Source organism: Burkholderia ambifaria AMMD, assembly GCF_000203915.1.
GTDB classification, from domain to species: Bacteria; Pseudomonadota; Gammaproteobacteria; order Burkholderiales; family Burkholderiaceae; genus Burkholderia; species Burkholderia ambifaria.
In genome coordinates this window covers 2,658,586-2,673,467 of record NC_008390.1, presented here as the reverse complement: position 1 = coordinate 2,673,467, position 14,882 = coordinate 2,658,586, and the positions used below count along the sequence as shown (strand labels likewise).

General features: G+C 59.1%; 15 protein-coding genes, 1 tRNA gene and 1 pseudogene. 4 read left to right on the top strand and 13 right to left on the bottom strand.

Annotated features, from left to right (window positions below):
- Nucleotides 1–76: 76 nt before the first annotated feature.
- From BAMB_RS33760 to BAMB_RS12255, 3 genes and pseudogenes are all read left to right on the top strand, one after another.
- Nucleotides 77–340 carry a helix-turn-helix transcriptional regulator gene (locus BAMB_RS33760; protein ID WP_011657601.1) on the top strand — a complete coding sequence of 88 codons (264 nt, stop codon included), beginning with the start codon at nt 77–79 and terminating at the stop codon, nt 338–340.
- A gap of 83 nt (nt 341–423) precedes the next feature.
- A pseudogene (locus BAMB_RS35010) lies at nt 424–826 on the top strand (DUF927 domain-containing protein); the annotation flags it as partial.
- Nucleotides 827–1,442: 616 nt separating this feature from the next.
- Nucleotides 1,443–2,246, top strand: coding sequence for a hypothetical protein (locus BAMB_RS12255; RefSeq protein WP_011657599.1), 804 nt, complete (start codon nt 1,443–1,445; stop codon nt 2,244–2,246).
- 53 nt (nt 2,247–2,299) lie between these two features.
- On the opposite strand, the gene BAMB_RS12250 is transcribed toward BAMB_RS12255, so the two are convergent.
- The 3 genes from BAMB_RS12250 to BAMB_RS12240 all read right to left on the bottom strand — a co-directional run bounded on the left by BAMB_RS12250 (nt 2,300) and on the right by BAMB_RS12240 (nt 5,154).
- The gene (locus BAMB_RS12250) at nt 2,300–3,514 is read right to left on the bottom strand and encodes a tyrosine-type recombinase/integrase (protein WP_011657598.1); all 1,215 of its coding nucleotides are present in this window, start codon (nt 3,512–3,514) and stop codon (nt 2,300–2,302) included.
- Between the two features lie 307 nt (nt 3,515–3,821).
- Nucleotides 3,822–4,346: an excisionase gene (locus BAMB_RS12245; protein WP_011657597.1), complete on the bottom strand. Its 525-nt coding sequence runs from the start codon at nt 4,344–4,346 to the stop codon at nt 3,822–3,824.
- 253 nt (nt 4,347–4,599) lie between these two features.
- The gene (locus BAMB_RS12240; RefSeq protein ID WP_011657596.1) at nt 4,600–5,154 is read right to left on the bottom strand and encodes a hypothetical protein; all 555 of its coding nucleotides are present in this window, start codon (nt 5,152–5,154) and stop codon (nt 4,600–4,602) included.
- A 307-nt stretch (nt 5,155–5,461) separates the two neighbouring features.
- Here BAMB_RS12240 and BAMB_RS33750 point away from each other — a divergent pair, with 307 nt between their 5' ends.
- On the top strand, nt 5,462–5,740 hold the full coding sequence (locus BAMB_RS33750) for a hypothetical protein (protein ID WP_082089617.1): 279 nt from the start codon (nt 5,462–5,464) through the stop codon (nt 5,738–5,740).
- Nucleotides 5,741–5,802: 62 nt separating this feature from the next.
- Here the strand turns inward: BAMB_RS33750 and BAMB_RS33745 are convergent, their stop codons facing one another.
- The 10 genes from BAMB_RS33745 to BAMB_RS12195 all read right to left on the bottom strand — a co-directional run bounded on the left by BAMB_RS33745 (nt 5,803) and on the right by BAMB_RS12195 (nt 14,791).
- Nucleotides 5,803–6,093: an STAS-like domain-containing protein gene (locus BAMB_RS33745; RefSeq protein ID WP_081085431.1), complete on the bottom strand. Its 291-nt coding sequence runs from the start codon at nt 6,091–6,093 to the stop codon at nt 5,803–5,805.
- The gene (locus tag BAMB_RS12235) at nt 6,087–6,959 is read right to left on the bottom strand and encodes an STAS domain-containing protein (RefSeq protein ID WP_158380531.1); all 873 of its coding nucleotides are present in this window, start codon (nt 6,957–6,959) and stop codon (nt 6,087–6,089) included. The genes BAMB_RS33745 and BAMB_RS12235 overlap by 7 nt, the downstream gene beginning before the upstream one ends.
- Before the next feature lie 274 nt (nt 6,960–7,233).
- On the bottom strand, nt 7,234–7,494 hold the full coding sequence (locus BAMB_RS12230) for a pyocin activator PrtN family protein (protein WP_011657594.1): 261 nt from the start codon (nt 7,492–7,494) through the stop codon (nt 7,234–7,236).
- A gap of 158 nt (nt 7,495–7,652) precedes the next feature.
- Nucleotides 7,653–7,913, bottom strand: a complete 261-nt coding sequence (locus tag BAMB_RS12225; RefSeq protein ID WP_011657593.1) for a pyocin activator PrtN family protein — start codon at nt 7,911–7,913, stop codon at nt 7,653–7,655.
- A 120-nt stretch (nt 7,914–8,033) separates the two neighbouring features.
- A tRNA-Met gene (locus BAMB_RS12220) sits at nt 8,034–8,110 on the bottom strand.
- 39 nt (nt 8,111–8,149) lie between these two features.
- Nucleotides 8,150–8,716, bottom strand: a complete 567-nt coding sequence (locus tag BAMB_RS12215; protein ID WP_011657592.1) for a hypothetical protein — start codon at nt 8,714–8,716, stop codon at nt 8,150–8,152.
- A 408-nt stretch (nt 8,717–9,124) separates the two neighbouring features.
- Nucleotides 9,125–10,201 (bottom strand): tyrosine-type recombinase/integrase, encoded by a 1,077-nt coding sequence (locus tag BAMB_RS12210; protein WP_011657591.1) that lies wholly within the window; start codon nt 10,199–10,201, stop codon nt 9,125–9,127.
- A gap of 45 nt (nt 10,202–10,246) precedes the next feature.
- The gene (locus tag BAMB_RS35320) at nt 10,247–11,428 is read right to left on the bottom strand and encodes a hypothetical protein (RefSeq protein ID WP_127456315.1); all 1,182 of its coding nucleotides are present in this window, start codon (nt 11,426–11,428) and stop codon (nt 10,247–10,249) included.
- An 8-nt stretch (nt 11,429–11,436) separates the two neighbouring features.
- Nucleotides 11,437–13,089: a hypothetical protein gene (locus tag BAMB_RS12200; protein WP_011657589.1), complete on the bottom strand. Its 1,653-nt coding sequence runs from the start codon at nt 13,087–13,089 to the stop codon at nt 11,437–11,439.
- Nucleotides 13,090–13,237: 148 nt separating this feature from the next.
- Entirely contained in the window at nt 13,238–14,791 is a 1,554-nt protein-coding gene (locus tag BAMB_RS12195) for a phage tail tip lysozyme (RefSeq protein WP_011657588.1), read from the bottom strand.
- Nucleotides 14,792–14,882: the final 91 nt, after the last annotated feature.

Here is a 14,882-nt window from a genome sequence, read left to right as displayed (position 1 = left end):
TAAAACGTGCTGATCGCGCGGCGATAGTTGCTCCCGTCTATGTCAATGGTGACGTAGGCATGCTTAGGGAGTACATATGCCCGTAAAGAACACCGCCACACTGCCTAGCCCGACCGCACTGCTGCTTGACGGTCTTTCTCGCTGGGAAAGTCTTCGTTCGTCCATCCAGTTGTCCCGTGAAACTGTCCGTCAGCGCGAGCGTGAGGGGCGGTTTCCGCCATCGATTCGCCTTACTCAGCGCCGCACCGTCCGGAGCAATCGCGAAATCCATCGCTATCTTGCTGATCCGCTGAACTATCGCGTAGTCGACTTTGCGAATGAAGTGACGGAGTACGTGTGATGACGAAGCGCATGGACGTAACGGACGCGCGCGCAACGGCGCGTGATGCAAAGAAACAAGCGGATGCGGCTTTCTATGAAGGCGAGTTGGAGCGGCAATGGGTGCCGGACGGCTCGCATTCGCAGGTCGCGCGCGTCGCTAAGCGGTTCTGCCTCGTTGCGGTGGCTGGCGAGCTGGCGACAGCGAACGGACTGACCGGCTGGACGCAGGGCGAAGCGGTCGAGGCTGCGCGTCGCTGCTTCGAAGGCTGGCTCGAACTGCGCGGTGGCACCGGCAACTCGGACAAGGCGGAAGCCGTGCGGCAGGTACAGCATTTCCTCGCCGCACACGGTGACAACCGTTTTCGTGTGGATGAAGATCGTCGCCAAGGCACTGATGAAGCTGGGCGTGCTGATGCCGCGTAGCGACGGCTATCCGTACCGCCAGGAATACATCCCCGGTCACGGCAAGTTCATGGTCTACCGCGTGCTGCCGTCCATCTTCACGCATGACTGTGAAAGACGCCGCCGCCGTCCGGTAGGGCGGTGGCGGGCATTCCTTTGCGTGGCATTTTTGGCCCGCGCGTCAAAGTTACTTTGAGCGATACGCGCCAGATGGAACCGGGCCGGCGATTGCCGTGAATCTTGCCGTAACCGTAACAATCCAGCCCGATTTGTCTCCAGTATATCCAGCGTTCTCCAAATCGTTTGGAGACACGCGAAGCCTTACCCCACAAGGCTTTTCGGCCGATTCAGACGTTTATCTCCAAATGTCCAACTCGTTTTAGCTAGACGGGGCGCGGCTCTCCCGGATTTGACGGGCATCAGAGGCGTGTTTGGGACGGGGTGTCCGCTATGCGCACCGATCGGGCATTGTTGCGCCGGCCGCTAGTGTCAGGGCGGCCAGAAAGCGGGGGACCCTGCGTCTAGGGCCAAGACGCGGGGGTTCACACCCGCGTGTTTTTCCTACTCCCGGCCCACTTAAGGGGGGGCATATCCATACCGAAATGCAGGGGACCGGTAGTGCGGTGCTGAGTCTGAAAAATCGGTGGGAGGCGCGAGGCAAGGGGGGCATAAGCATGCAAGGAGGCATGGTGGATTGCCACTCTTCCCGATGACGACACGTGTGCCACAACGGTTCAACCTTTGCTGTCGGCAAGACTCAGTCGAGCTGTGTAGCGGCCGTACAATCGCGTTTTGTACGAAACGGGCTTTCTTCAAAAATGAGTCTTACGCAAGATCAGCATCGCCGCTGGGTCGCTAGCTTCTTCAAGTCGAAGGTAAAAGAGTTCGACTTCTGCTTGCGCTCAGTCGTGGAATGCTGCGATCAATCAATGCTTCGATTTCGCACTGGGCAGCAGGGAGACGAACAAACGGAAGGCAGGATCGTTTACGCATTCTCTGCGTTCAGCAACACCGTCCAAACTCTCAAAGATGCTGGCTCAACATTCCTGAAACCGAAGATCACGTGGAGCGACATCGAAGGCCTTCGTCACGGAAAGTTTATTTGGCTCAGCAGGAATGCCGCTACCCATGATGGCCATCCGGTCATAAGCGCATGGGCGGACGGGCGCTACTTCGTACCAAATGACATTCACCGGTTTGGTCCTGGCGGTGATCTGATTGAGATTTCAGCCCCGACCGTCGACGCGGCCCAATTTTGTCTTGAATTTGCGAAAGATTTCAGCGCTTTTCTCGCAGCGCGTCTCAGTTCCGCCGGCCCAATAGAGGGCGCGACACCGAACATTGCCGAGATCCAGCATTTTCTGAAGTCGCCTGCGGTACCGAGTTTCGCGCGTGAGATGTTCGAGACAAATCGAGTGGAGATCGAGCGTGCGCTTACGCAAGTGAAAATTGATCCGGTCCGGGACGCGGTTGCTTATTTGCTCGCGACCGAAGCGTTCTGCGACGCTCGCCTTGGCAACTGAAAAAGCGCCCAATCCCGTTCTTAGCGGGTAAGAGCGCGGGCGACACGGGACCGCTATCGGACTGACACAGTGGGGATGACGTCCGCCCCTGCCTTGAGACGGTCGAGGTGATCGCCCCACACCTGCATCATTCGCCTGCGCTCCGGCAGATACTCGGCGTGGACGTAGGCGGCCGTTACTTGATTGCGTTCGGCGTGTGCCATCTGGCGCTCCACAACGTCCCGGCCGAAGCCGAGTTCACGCAGAGCCGTAGCTGTCGGTCCGCGAAAGCCGTGCCCCGTCATTCGCGACTTGTAGCCCATATGATAGAGCGTATAGAGCATGGTGTTGTTCGAAATGTGGCTTCGGCCTTGCACGCTGTAGAACACGAAGCGATGCTGGCCGTTGAGCGCGCGGAGCTGGGCGAGTACGTCGAGTGCCTGCCGCGATAGCGGCACGATGTGTGGGTCGCGCATCTTCATGCGTTCAGGCGGAACGCGCCATTCTGCTGCGGCCTCATCAAACTCCGACCACTCTGCACGGATCATTTCCGTTGTCCGCACGAAGGTCAGTGCCATCAGGCGGAGCGCGAGCCGGGTAACTAGGTCCCCTTGGTAGGCGTCAATGTCGCGCATGAGCTGCGGAATCTCCGTCGCCTTGACGCGGGCCATGTGCTGCACGCCGGGACCCTTCTTCAGGACCGTCTGCGCATCGATGTCGGCTGCCGGATTCCTGGAGCATCGGCCGGTCATGATCCCGTACTGGAAGACCGCGCGTGAGCGCTGGAGAATCCGCTTCGCTGTCTCCCGCACCCCACGCGCCTCGACTTCGCGAACGATGCTGAGCATCTGCGGCGAGTCGATCTCCGCCATCGGGCGAGCACCGATCTTGGGGAACACGTCGACCTCAAGCGAATTCAGCACCTTCTCTGCGTAGCCGTCGCTCCAGCCCGGGCGCTGAGAGTCGAACCACTCGCGCGCTACCGCTTCGAACGAGTTGGCCGCCGCGATTTCGGCGGCCCGTTTCGCATCCTTCTTCGCCTCGCCCGGATCGATGCCGGCCGCGATCTGCTCGCGGGCCTCGTCGCGCTTCTTCCGTGCCGTCGCAAGCGTGACGGCCGGATAGACGCCGAGGGCGAGCGTCTTCTGCTTGCCAAGGAAGCGGTAGGACAAGCGCCAGTACTTCGCGCCGTTCGGTTGGACGAGCAAGAACATCCCGTTGCCGTCCGTCAGTTTGTATGGTGCCGCGCTGGCCTTCGCGTTGCGCACCTGTATGTCAGTGAGAGGCATTGTTGGTATCTGTGTTGTTGGTATCTTCTGATACCAACAAAAATACCAACACTTTCTCTGGCTGTCACTGAGCAACCTTGGGTAACGATAGGAGCTAGAGCGCCGCCAGACGGGCTTGAGCGGGGAGTTTCTTGGGAATCTTGGGGGAGGTTTGGGGCTTGGCTGGTCCCCCGACAGAATTCATGTCTATATGATCATGCTGGGATCGATCGGTATCTCACGCAAAAAGACCCCCAAAACAACCCCCGGATGATCGAGGCGAGGAGGGGGAAGCGGCTAATGGGCGAGCGGCCGCAATGCGGATTGGCTAGAACGAATCCCCATAGATCAGATCGAGCCGCTCGGCTTCATAGTCGTAATAGCGCGCCGTCGGGCTGCAGAAGTAGGTCGCGCCGACTTTTCTCGGCGCCGGCCGGATCTTTCCACTTTTGCACCATGCGCGAAGCGTTGCTATGCCCGGGGCGTATTCCCCAAACACCATCTCAGCCCATACACGAAGAGGAATGAGCTTTTGAACTTCCTTGCTTTGCTTGGCAGGAACAGTGGGCGATCGCGTCGATGCAAGCTGATTCATCGCTGCACGCTCACGGTCCTCACCTCTGCCAATGCGCTCGACCAGCGGTAGTCTGCGGTCGGTGTTCTCGAGGGCTAGCAACTCAACGTAGGCCCGGATGTCGATCTCAATATCACCTTGCTCGGGAACGCGGAAATGGACGTTGCGAATGAGCCGACCGTCCCTGATCTTTATGCGGATGGGGTTCGGTGCTCGCTTCATCTTACGTGCGGCTTCCTCTAGCGGCAGCCACTCTTGATGCTCTTGGGTATCGGCCATATCGATGCAGGCTCGCGAGGGTTCGTACGAGCGATAATCCTACGCCTACATGACCAGATTCACGACCGCTCATCTTGTCGTCGTCCGCGTGCCAGGCGCAGAAGGAATTGGATGCGGAAGTACGCGATCGAGCGTCGGCGCCGGCATTGTGCGGCAAATGAGGGAGCGCCAGCCTTAGACATAATGATGGTGTGCATTTCTGGGTTGTTAAGTGAGACTACCTACAAAACAACCCACCCGGTGAACAAGCCGGTCAGGCGTGGCTATTGGCCGCGTAAATCGGCGTTCCGCTAACGGTAATCGTTGATGTCTTGTTCTCGCTTATCGACTTGTGCAGTGCGGCTTCATGCCATTTTCTGATTGCTTCGTCTGAAACGTAACTGGCGACATTTGTGCGCCACTCGTCTCCGGCTTTGATGAACACTGCGGAACGCCTCGGAATGTCCGCAATCATTTGCCGCGGTGTCTCTTTCATCCGCTCTGCGTCGGGGTGGTCTTCAAAGTGGTCGAGTAGCCATTGATTGCTGGCAAGTGCCTCGTCCCAGTTCTTTTGCGTGCATACCCCGTCGATCATCGTAAATCGGATATGTTCGCGCGCGAGCAACGTCTTGGTGAGCGCCCCAAGGTTTCCGCTAGGTGAGTTCTTCAGCCATGCGAGAAACGCTTTGTCAGGGGCATTCCCGAGTTGATACTCTTTGTCGCCGATGAGATCGGCGATTCCCACATACATCAAAAATCCTGCATGCGTCTGTACTTCTTCCGGCAGTGCCTCGAACCACTCAGCCATCACTTGCATCGGTGTCTTCATTGCATTTCCCCGTAGTTTGGTGAGCCGTTAATAGAACGTAAACTTCGCATCCACGCAAGCAGGTCGATGGGTTCATTGCAGTCATCGACCCGTGGTCGTCGCCACCGGCTCATCCGCCTCGTAAGGCTTGGATGCGATCAACGACCTCCAGGCATCAGAAGGCTTATCGAATGTGACGCCTCCATTGAGGCGCGAAGCCATCGTATGGACTTATCCAATGCTTGCTTCACTCCGCGGTTTGCGAGAGAGTTAATCGCCCAACTTCATCTGGGTTGTCGGGAAAATAAATTGCTAGGAGATCAGCGAAATGACAACGATTCTTATCGGTTACGATCTGGTTGGCAAGGACGGTATCGATTACGCGCAGCTCGAGGATGCGATTAAGGGACTGGGGGGCTGGTGGCATTGCCTCGATTCGACATGGCTTGTCACGACCACACTAACGGAAGCGCAAGTCCGAGATCGCCTCCTAAATTACATCGGCAAGAATGATCGGTTGCTCGTGCTAACGCCGGGGCGACCGACGGGAGCATGGTACGGAATGAGCGAAGTCTGCGGGGATTGGCTTAAGAAAAATCTATCATAGTCTTGTAGGTATGAAAACGCCCGCAGATGCGGGCGTTTTCTTCCGCCGAAACTAATGCCGAATCAAGTTGCTTTCCGCGTAGCTTCAAATGCAAAACGAGTTCGGATCATTTGATTAATCTGAGGGGTGGTGTTTACAAATGAAAGGGTTTCCCGAATGCGCTGAAACGGGAATTGCTCCAACAGAGCGATGAACGCTGAGTTAACAAATGAAGAAGGGAGTGCGTCGACTCCATCAAATGAAACAACGACTCCCTCGCCGCGCTTAATGGGCGCGTAGATAGCCTCATACAGCTTATGCCCATCTGCATTACTGTAGCACTGCTTTACTATATCAAGGGCGCGAATCACCATTCGAACTCCTCGTCAATCTCGTCAGAAACAAAAGTGTTGGTGTGGAGCGCCAACTGGATCAGTGTCCCAGGGTAGAACCCCTTTGCTGGACGCGGCGTTCGCTTCACTCCATCCCTCCCCCTGACACAAGTGAGGATACCACGGCGGGAGTGGATCATCACTGCCCCGTCATTCCTGGCGGCGACGTTTTGTACCAAAACGTGAAGGCCGGCTCCTCGATTTCGAACGGTCGTTTGGGTGGTAAACCCCTGCTCCGAGGCTCGAGCGATAGCTTGCTGATCAGACAGATTGCCCTCGAGCTGCTGCACCCTGTAAGGGATGCCGACGCCGAAATCCGATACCGTGATTTGGATCAGGTCCTTGTTCGGATAGTGCTGTGCAAAGATGCAGCCGATGTTGACCTGCGAATGGTCGTTGATATTGTTGAAAATTTCTTGAAAGCAGACCTTAACGGTCGAAAGCGCCCGCTCCTCGGTCTCAAGGGCATTCGCCAACCACGGCACCAGTCGATTTTCCATGTAGCCATAGCTGCGGGAGTATTCGACCAACTGCAGCGGGAGAGTTGTGGCGCGGACGGCCGCCCCTTGTTGGAGATCGTACCCTAAATACTGACGGAAGAAGCCGGAATCGTCCAAGAATCGGACGGGCGTATGGAGAGTCTTGTGACCTTTGAAATAGGTCTTGGCTCCGATCTTCTTCAAGAACTCGATGAGATTGCTAAGAACCGTGACGCCGGCCGAGTCGATGAACTTCAAGGGGGCGAAATCAAGGTAAATGACTTTGCATCGTGCGTTGTGCCCCTCGTCCAGCACTTGAGAGACCAATCCGTACATGGTCTCCTTGTTGAAGTAGGTCGGCAGAGGCACGGTGAGCTCCTGCGATGGAGCAAGAATTTGCCAGATCATATAGGTAGCGCGAGCCAGGGGTGGCGTCCTGATTGCGCCGCCTCTCAATTCTCGAAATCGTAACAGATTGTGTCCGGCTCGACATGATTGCATGTGCGCTCAACAGTGATCGCACATCAGGGTCGATGCCTTCGGCATTGGCGCTACTGGCAATTCGGGTGCACCGGGGTGTGATCGGGGTCGCCGTGCTGGACTCTGCTGCCCTCAATAGGATGGGCAACACGCATCAGCATGGTCAGGCACGCAGCTGTGCGCATTCCTGCAATGCGGCCGCACGGCGCTCATCAATGTAGTTCGCTAGATCCTGAACGTGGATGCCCTTGGCGCACTTCTGGGACTTTCCCATCCGAATGAGCGGAAGCGGAATTTCGCCGGAGCCGATCTTTCTGATAAGCGTCGCGACCGTCATCGGCGCGAAGTAGTCTCGGCACACGACGTCGATCGGTATGATCGCTGTCGCGTTGTACTGAGCCATCAGCAGGAAGACAGTGTTCATGATCGGTGGGCCGCAATTGCTTGATACATGAGAGGGATCCGCCGGTCATGCGGTCGACGTCAAGGCTGCGCGAGCAGTATTGCACCAACTGCCTGGGGCACATGCAAACGGCAGCGGCCTTGTCGGGTGATTCGGCCGCTACATCGGACGCCAGCGCGCTACGAGCGCAGCTGCTCGCATTCCTTTATTGCTGCAGCACGCCGCTCGTCGATGTAGTTTGCGAGATCCTGAATGTGGACGCCCTTGGCGGACTTCTTGGACCCTTCGATGCGCACGAGAGGTAACGCGATCTCGCCGAGACTGACCTTTATCACCAGCTGCGCCGGCGTCAGGTGCGAGAAATAGTCACGGCAGACAAGCTCGACCGGAACGACAGCAGTTGCCCCGTACTGTGCCATCAGTAAGAAGACTGTATTCATGAGGCGTCTCTCACGAGATACGGTATTTTCGATTTGACCGCGCTACGGCGGTGGAGCTCAATTCGTGGTCTGGCATGCATAGAAAAAGCCCGCTTGCTTTCGCAGAGCGGGCTTCGATGTTGGTTGCGGGGATAGGATTTGAACCTATGACCTTCGGGTTATGAGCCCGACGAGCTGCCAGACTGCTCCACCCCGCGGCGCGAAGTGTACGCGGACTGCTGCAGTGCGTCAAACGATCAGCGTTCCTCGCTGAACTGAACCTCCGGCTCCCCCAGTTGTGCAATCTGCTTGTGGACATGGGCGACCAGCACCGAGGTGATCTTGTCGGCCTCGATGCCGAGTTCGGAGGCAATCAGTGGCCCGACCTTCGCTGGCCAGTTGAGCCACGCATCGCGCTGAGCCCGGAACTCCTCGAACAGGACTGTGCTCGCCGTGTCGAGCTCCACTAGGGCGCCAGACTTCTTTTCGAAATCGAGGCGGTGCAGTAGGGCGAGATAGACCTCCTTAATGCGCCTGGCTTCGTCAAAACTTGTGCTGTCGACGTCGATCTCGCCAGCAAGGCGTTCTGCTGCCTGGTCGAGTGATTCGCCGGGCTGGATCTCGATGTCGACGACTGCCTCCTTGCCCGCGTCGAGCTGAACGGGCGAGCCGTCGCGCCGAACCCGGCTGAGCCGAGCCAGGGACGCATCGACATCGACGCGCGCGCCCTGCATCACGAGCTTGCCCTCGCGCTTCCAGTTGAGCACGGCCTGTCGTGACACGCCGCACAGGTCCGCAAATTCCGACTGCTTCATGAATGCCATATTGATTTCCTCTGGCAAGGTGCGGCCGGAACGGCCGCGAAATTGGATGCTCGAGCTCGTTCGCCCGTCAATTTGTCAACCTGCTGTCAACCAACTTGACAGAATTTCGCCGGTCAACGTGCGAATGAAATTTCTTTCGTTTCATGGGCTTAAGGCCATTTTGTCAAGCAATAGAATTTCTCTATCGATGATTCTGTCAACCAACTCCAGAAGTTTGTAGCTGGTCGGAATCCGCGGTGCGCAGTGCCCGCCCGTTCGGAAGGGGGGTGGAAGGACCCGGGGCGGTTTCGAGGGCTGGCGTGGTCGTCCGAAGGGCCGAATTCCGTGTCGCCGGTGGCCGTTTTGCGAGCGAGATCCGATCGACCGGCGCACGAATTCACGATGACCATTTGGGATCACGATTCCTTGTCATTGCTGGGGTTGCGGGTCACAGTTCGCCACTGGCGCGCCACTGGTTTCCGTGTGTAATCCGAGACCGATCTTCTCTGCGATGCGTTGCTGGCCGGCGGCCACGGTGCCCATGTCGACCTCGAGATAGGCCGCTGTCGTCGTCAGGTTCTTGTGGCGAAGGGCTCGTTGGATCGATTGCACCGGGACACCGGCTTCAGAGAGCAACGTTGCGAACGTGCCGCGTAGTCGATGCGCGGTGATGTGGGGGGCACCGACTGCCCGGTTGGCCGCCAACATCGCCGAACGCGTGAAGCCAGCCGGATACGGGCAACCGTTCGCTTTCTGCAGGATTGGGCCGGCCGCCTTCCAGTCTGCCATCAGGTAGTCGATCAACCAGGCCGGAACGGGGATCGGATCAGCCTCGCGGCCCTTCGTCCGACCCGGCGTGTAGGTCTGGCGCCCGACGTCGAGCCATTCCCATCGTGCCGTAATGGTCTCCGATTCGCGCAGGCCCAGGCCGAGCATCAGGCGCACTGCAGTGCGGACCCCGGCGCGATTGCCTTCGCCCGCGTCGATGGCATCTAGCCATGCCCGGGCCATTGCGACGGGCAGGATCGCCCGCGGCTTCTTCTGGACCTTCAGCGCGCGGACACGGAACGGGACGGCCGCCAGGATGCCGCGCCGTACGGCCCAATTGCAGAGCAGGCGCAGCACCTTGAGCCACTGATTCGCCGATACCGGCGCATGCGATTCAAGGTGCCGCACGCGCGCGAACTCGACGCGATCGGTCGACAGCTCGTCGATCAGCACGTCGGCCAGATCGTAGAGGTGAAGTCGCCCGAACGTCTCCACGACCTTGACGTGTGCGCGACTGGCTGTCGACTCGTGGACAACGAGCCATTGGCGTACGAGCTCACGTAAGGTCGGCAACTCCTTGCTGTCGCGTGTCCAAAGCTTTGCCTGGCGAACAGCCGCCTCCGCAACTTGCTCGGCGCGCTGTCGATCGGTTTCACGTGTTGAACGTTGCTGGCGTGTGCCGTTGATTTGGAAGCGGCAGTGCCAGACCTTGCCGACGCGAAAAAGTTGATAGCTCATCGATATAGATATGGCGATCGCCCAGCAGGCGACTCATCCGTTTCGCTACTGGTACTCGTAGAAAATCACGATGCCAGGGCTTGCAGTAAAGCCCGTGGCTCCGGTTGCGCTGATACCGATAGACGCTCCGCTCGCGCCTGAACCGTATCCGGGCGGTGTCCCATAGCTGGCCGAGCCGAGGTATCCGGATCCGCCTGTTGGCACATCGGCGGCGGATGTCGACAGTGCGTGGGCAAACTGCCCGCGCCCACCCCCAATCGAGAGAACCGCGGTTGCCCCAGAAATCGTGCAGGAAGAGGGCGACGCTGCAGGCGCAACCACAAACGGTGGCGTACTGGCTGCACCCGCGCTGCCACCAATGCCGCCCGGACACGAAATGATCGATCCCACGCTGGTGGTGCCGCCCGTTCCACCGGCACCCGCGGCTGCACCACCTGTTCCAGGGGAGCCGATGGTTACGGTCTGAGATGCCGGCGCACTCCACCAAGCTTCCGCAAATGAGCCGGCAGAACCGGGCGCACTGATGCTGATGGTCGACGACGTCGTGGTCGATGTGCCGCCCGATCCGCCGCCCGGTGCCTGGACTCGAAGCAGTGCGTGGGTTGTTCCCGTAGTCGGCGTATAGGTGCCGCTCGTGCTGAAAACCTGCACATTCAGCAGGCGTCCAGTTGCAGCCGTGATCGAGTTGTTGACGAACGCCGTCGTCGCGAGCTGCGTCGTATTTGTGCCGGTGGTCGCAGTCGGCGCCGTCGGCGTGCCGGTGAGCGACGGCGAGGCGAGCAGAGCATAGGATGCGGCCGCGGTGCCACCGAGGCTTGCCGCATTGATGCTCGAGTTGCATGCAAATCCGCTTCCGCTCGTCCATTGCAGCGCGTTTACAGAGCTGCTGCAGCTCGGCATCGTGAATGCGGTCACGTTGCCCATCGAGCTCGTCGCATTTGCAAGCACGGAGTTCGCGGCCTGCTGCGCGATCTGGCCGAGCGCAATACCATTCGTCGCAACCGATACGGTGACGTTGCCGGTGGCGCCGCTGACAGCGACTCCGGAGCCTGCAACGACCGAATCGACGATCGAGGACCAGGCCGGCCCACTCGACGGGCCGTTCGAAATGATGGCCTGTCCTGTCGTCGATCCGGCCGGATTCAGCAGAGTGACTGGAACGTACGTCGCTGCGCCAGACGCGATCGAGATTGCGCTAGCGATGAGCGCGATGAGGAGACGTTTCATGGTGAGAGTCACGAAAGAAGGTTGTTGTTGACGGACTTAGAACTGCCTGTTCCGTTGTCGAGCAGCGATCCGGTGGAGTTGCCAGCGAAAAGGCTATTGGCGATCGCGTATGCGTTACTGGCACCGGTCACGACCTGGCATCCATAGCCACCGTTGGGGCCGCGACCCGAGCAGGGACCTCCCGTAACACCGTTCAACTGGAACTTCGACGTTCCATTCGTGAAGCGGTAGCCGTCCTGGGAATTCCCTGCAGCCCATCCGCCGTTGACGATCACGTTGGAAACGTTGGCTCCCGAGACATTCAGGCCGCATCCGCCATTACCGGGAAATTCACAGTTCGAGAGCCCTACGCCGTCGACGGTGCCTCCGCCGGCGCCAGAGATCAGCAGCCCGTCCTGAGTCGACAGTCCGAACCAGACGTTGTTGAACTTGGCACCCCAGACTGCCCCGCCAAGCGGAGCGATCTGCGCGGACGATTGACCGACTGCACTATCGAAATCGCTGTCGGAGAAAACGCAGGAATACAAATTCTGGACGGGGGAGGGATTCATCAGCAGGCCCGCGCCATGGCGGGTCATGTTGACCGCCTTGACGAAGGCAGTGTCGCCATTCAGCAATCGAAGGCCCGAATACGGCTGCGGCCCACTGGCTGGGCCGCTACCGACGACACCCTCTACGACGAGATTGCCGAAGTTCGCGCCGATGATTGCATTGCCGCCCGATACCAGCGAGGGGGAGAACATGTTGCCCTCCGCCACGCGGGCATTGATCACCTCCAGTGCTGCGCTCCCGGCCTGTACGCCGGTGTAGTAGTTCGTCATCTGGTAATCGCTGACCTCCGCCAGATTGCCGAGCAGGAGTACCAGGATGCCGCCGGTCATAGGTGTCGCGGCCGTTAGCGAAAGCCCTCGGAGCATCGACGAATTGCCCAACTGGATGACGCCGCCATTCGCGGTGCCGCTGCCGGACACGTTCGTCGTGACCAGGCCGGACCTATATCGACCTCGGCCGTAGATGCGCACTCCGTCCGGGACAATCAAATTCTTGAATGCGAAAAAGCCGTTGTTACCGAGGTCGATCTCGCCGCCCCCGATCGCAGCAATGTCATTGACGAGCCGCTGAAAATTCAGCGTGTTATCGCTCCCGGTCACACCGTTCCAATCCGCAACGCACTCGTAGTAGTCCGGCGTAAGTTGCGTGTTCTTGTTGATGTAGAAGATGCGCGATCCGTTTGCGAGCTGCGCATCACCCACTGCGCCGGTGCCGATAGCACCAACAGGCACCGTCAGCGCGCCCTTGACGGTGATCTTCGAAACGTTCGGGATGCCTCCATTCGGAAAGCCGAGCACATTCCCGGTTAGCGCACAGTCGAGCTGCGGCGCCCCGTCGGCGAAGACATCAATGTTGTTGATCGACCCGTAATTGTTCGCAAGGGTGATCGAGGATCCACCAGGAAGGAACGTCCCGGGGGTCACCCCGTTCCCCGAAATGAACGTCTCGACGTTCTTGTTCTGAATGACCTTGGCCTGCATGTACGCCGCCAACTGCACAGCGGTCATTTTCTTCTCAACCCCGGACTGCGCCGAGAAGAAGATGTCGGAATCCGATGCGGCCGCCGCCGGGCCGAAATCTTTGAGCTGTTTGCCAACACCCGTCGTCATTGAACCTCCAAATCTCAGGGCACGTTAAGTGAAGTACTGCCGCCCGCCGCGGGGTTGGCCGGCCGAAAGGCCCGGAAGGGTGCCCGCTTCCATGAACGTCAGCAGTTGCCGGTGTTTTTACCCACCGCCGGCTGGGGCGAGCATGTGTTTAGAAGTTGCCCGGCGAATATGCGTACTGGTCGCCAAGCGGCGCTTGTTGTCGGTCGGTCTTCATCTCCGTCTCAACGTTCGGAGACGAAGTCACGTTCGCGCTCGTGCCGGCGGGCGGGTTCTTGTGCACGATCTCGATGCGCACCTTCCCCGGCTCCCCGACCGCCGGTCCCAGTTCAGCGTCAAGCCCGCGAGCGATTGACGCACGATGAGCGTCTTCCGCAGGATTGCCGTGGCGTTCATACAGAGACGAAATGAGTGCTGCCGCGGTGCCGGCGTCCTTTGTCGACATAAGAGCCTTTCCGGCTCTCGATTCAGTGTTTTGCATTTCCCAGAGCGAGTACCTCATCTGCTCTTCGGGCCGCGCCAGAGCGAGCGGTCTCCCGAATGTCTGCTCGTAGATTCGCTGCCGGTCGCGACTCCACTGAAAATAGCCGACGTGCCCAGTTGCATTTGTCTCGCGGTCGTTGAAGCGGCTTTCGCCGAACGCATTCGCCGCCATGCCGATTGCAAATGCGCGGTCGGTTCCGTGATTCATGTACCACTCGACTATCGAGCGCGCCTGCTCGAGCTGCGCACCATTGCCGACGGATGTCTTCGTGTTCAGCTGGGACATCGTGTACGGCCCACGGCCGCGGAGCGAATTCCCGAAGCGCTCGAACCCGTCCCAGATGCGCTGTTCGGTACCACCCGATCCGTTCGGCTGCGCCTGCGGACGACCGCGGCCGCTCGACGCATCGAAGAAAAACTGAATTCCGTTGAGGACCGAATTGAGAGCAGGTTCGAGGTCGCTCAGAACCGTCGTCTTCAGACGGTCATAGGTGATGCTCAGCTTTGCCGATGCGTCCGCATATTCGCGGGCGCGCTGAATATCCTGCTCCGTCGGAACGTAGGCTTTCGCAGCCTGCAGATCTGCCGCAACCTGCCTGGGCCCGCGATTCAGGAAATCGATCAGCGACCCGGCTCCGGCAGCATTGAGGAAGTTCTGCGCACCTCCATACTTGCCCTGCTTTCTCAGCGTTTCCGAGTAGGCCGCAAGCTTCGTCAGCACGGTCTCGATGGAGTCGAGACGCGCCGGATTCGTCGAGATGCCGGCCGCCTGGAAACGCTTGAGCGCCTCCGGGTTACGGTTGTTGAGCGCGTCACTGTACGACTGCCGAACTTGCTCGATTCCTGAATTCGCCTGCTCGGGCGACAACCCAGCCAGGCGCCCGGCGTACTGCACGCCGTAGGCGGTCGTCGTCGGCAACCCAGTTCGAATCCCGAGGTTATTCATCGAGCGCACCGACGACGCCCATTGCGACTCCATCTGTGCAATTTTCATCGTCAGCGCTGTCACGCCACCGATGATTCCAGCCTTGCCGACAAAGCTCGCGATCTCGGAGATCGCGCCACTGTTCGAGGAGAACCCGAGCGAAATCGAGCGCCCGATATTGCTGAGACCACCCTTACTTGCTTGCGCCTGGAGCTTTGCCAGACTGTTCTGGACCTTCCCGATCGGGCCGGATGCCTGGTTATTCGCGGTAATCGCGATCGAAATTTTGCTCGCCATGGTTAACCGCCCCCGCGTTACTCGTAGCGGCTCATGTCGAGCTCGTGGAAGTTGCCTGCATACTCACTCCGGTTATCGCAGAGATCGAATT

Bases quoted from the DNA above. Each gene is read 5' to 3' on its own strand.
- BAMB_RS33760 (WP_011657601.1), top strand. From the start codon at position 77: ATGCCCGTAAAGAACACCGCCACACTGCCTAGCCCGACCGCACTGCTG.
- BAMB_RS12250 (WP_011657598.1), bottom strand. From the start codon at position 3,514: ATGCCTCTCACTGACATACAGGTGCGCAACGCGAAGGCCAGCGCGGCA.
- BAMB_RS12245 (WP_011657597.1), bottom strand. From the start codon at position 4,346: ATGGCCGATACCCAAGAGCATCAAGAGTGGCTGCCGCTAGAGGAAGCC.
- BAMB_RS12240 (WP_011657596.1), bottom strand. From the start codon at position 5,154: ATGAAGACACCGATGCAAGTGATGGCTGAGTGGTTCGAGGCACTGCCG.
- BAMB_RS33750 (WP_082089617.1), top strand. From the start codon at position 5,462: ATGACAACGATTCTTATCGGTTACGATCTGGTTGGCAAGGACGGTATC.
- BAMB_RS33745 (WP_081085431.1), bottom strand. From the start codon at position 6,093: ATGGTGATTCGCGCCCTTGATATAGTAAAGCAGTGCTACAGTAATGCA.
- BAMB_RS12230 (WP_011657594.1), bottom strand. From the start codon at position 7,494: ATGAACACTGTCTTCCTGCTGATGGCTCAGTACAACGCGACAGCGATC.
- BAMB_RS12225 (WP_011657593.1), bottom strand. From the start codon at position 7,913: ATGAATACAGTCTTCTTACTGATGGCACAGTACGGGGCAACTGCTGTC.
- BAMB_RS12215 (WP_011657592.1), bottom strand. From the start codon at position 8,716: ATGGCATTCATGAAGCAGTCGGAATTTGCGGACCTGTGCGGCGTGTCA.
- BAMB_RS12210 (WP_011657591.1), bottom strand. From the start codon at position 10,201: ATGAGCTATCAACTTTTTCGCGTCGGCAAGGTCTGGCACTGCCGCTTC.
- BAMB_RS35320 (WP_127456315.1), bottom strand. From the start codon at position 11,428: ATGAAACGTCTCCTCATCGCGCTCATCGCTAGCGCAATCTCGATCGCG.
- BAMB_RS12200 (WP_011657589.1), bottom strand. From the start codon at position 13,089: ATGACGACGGGTGTTGGCAAACAGCTCAAAGATTTCGGCCCGGCGGCG.
- BAMB_RS12195 (WP_011657588.1), bottom strand. From the start codon at position 14,791: ATGGCGAGCAAAATTTCGATCGCGATTACCGCGAATAACCAGGCATCC.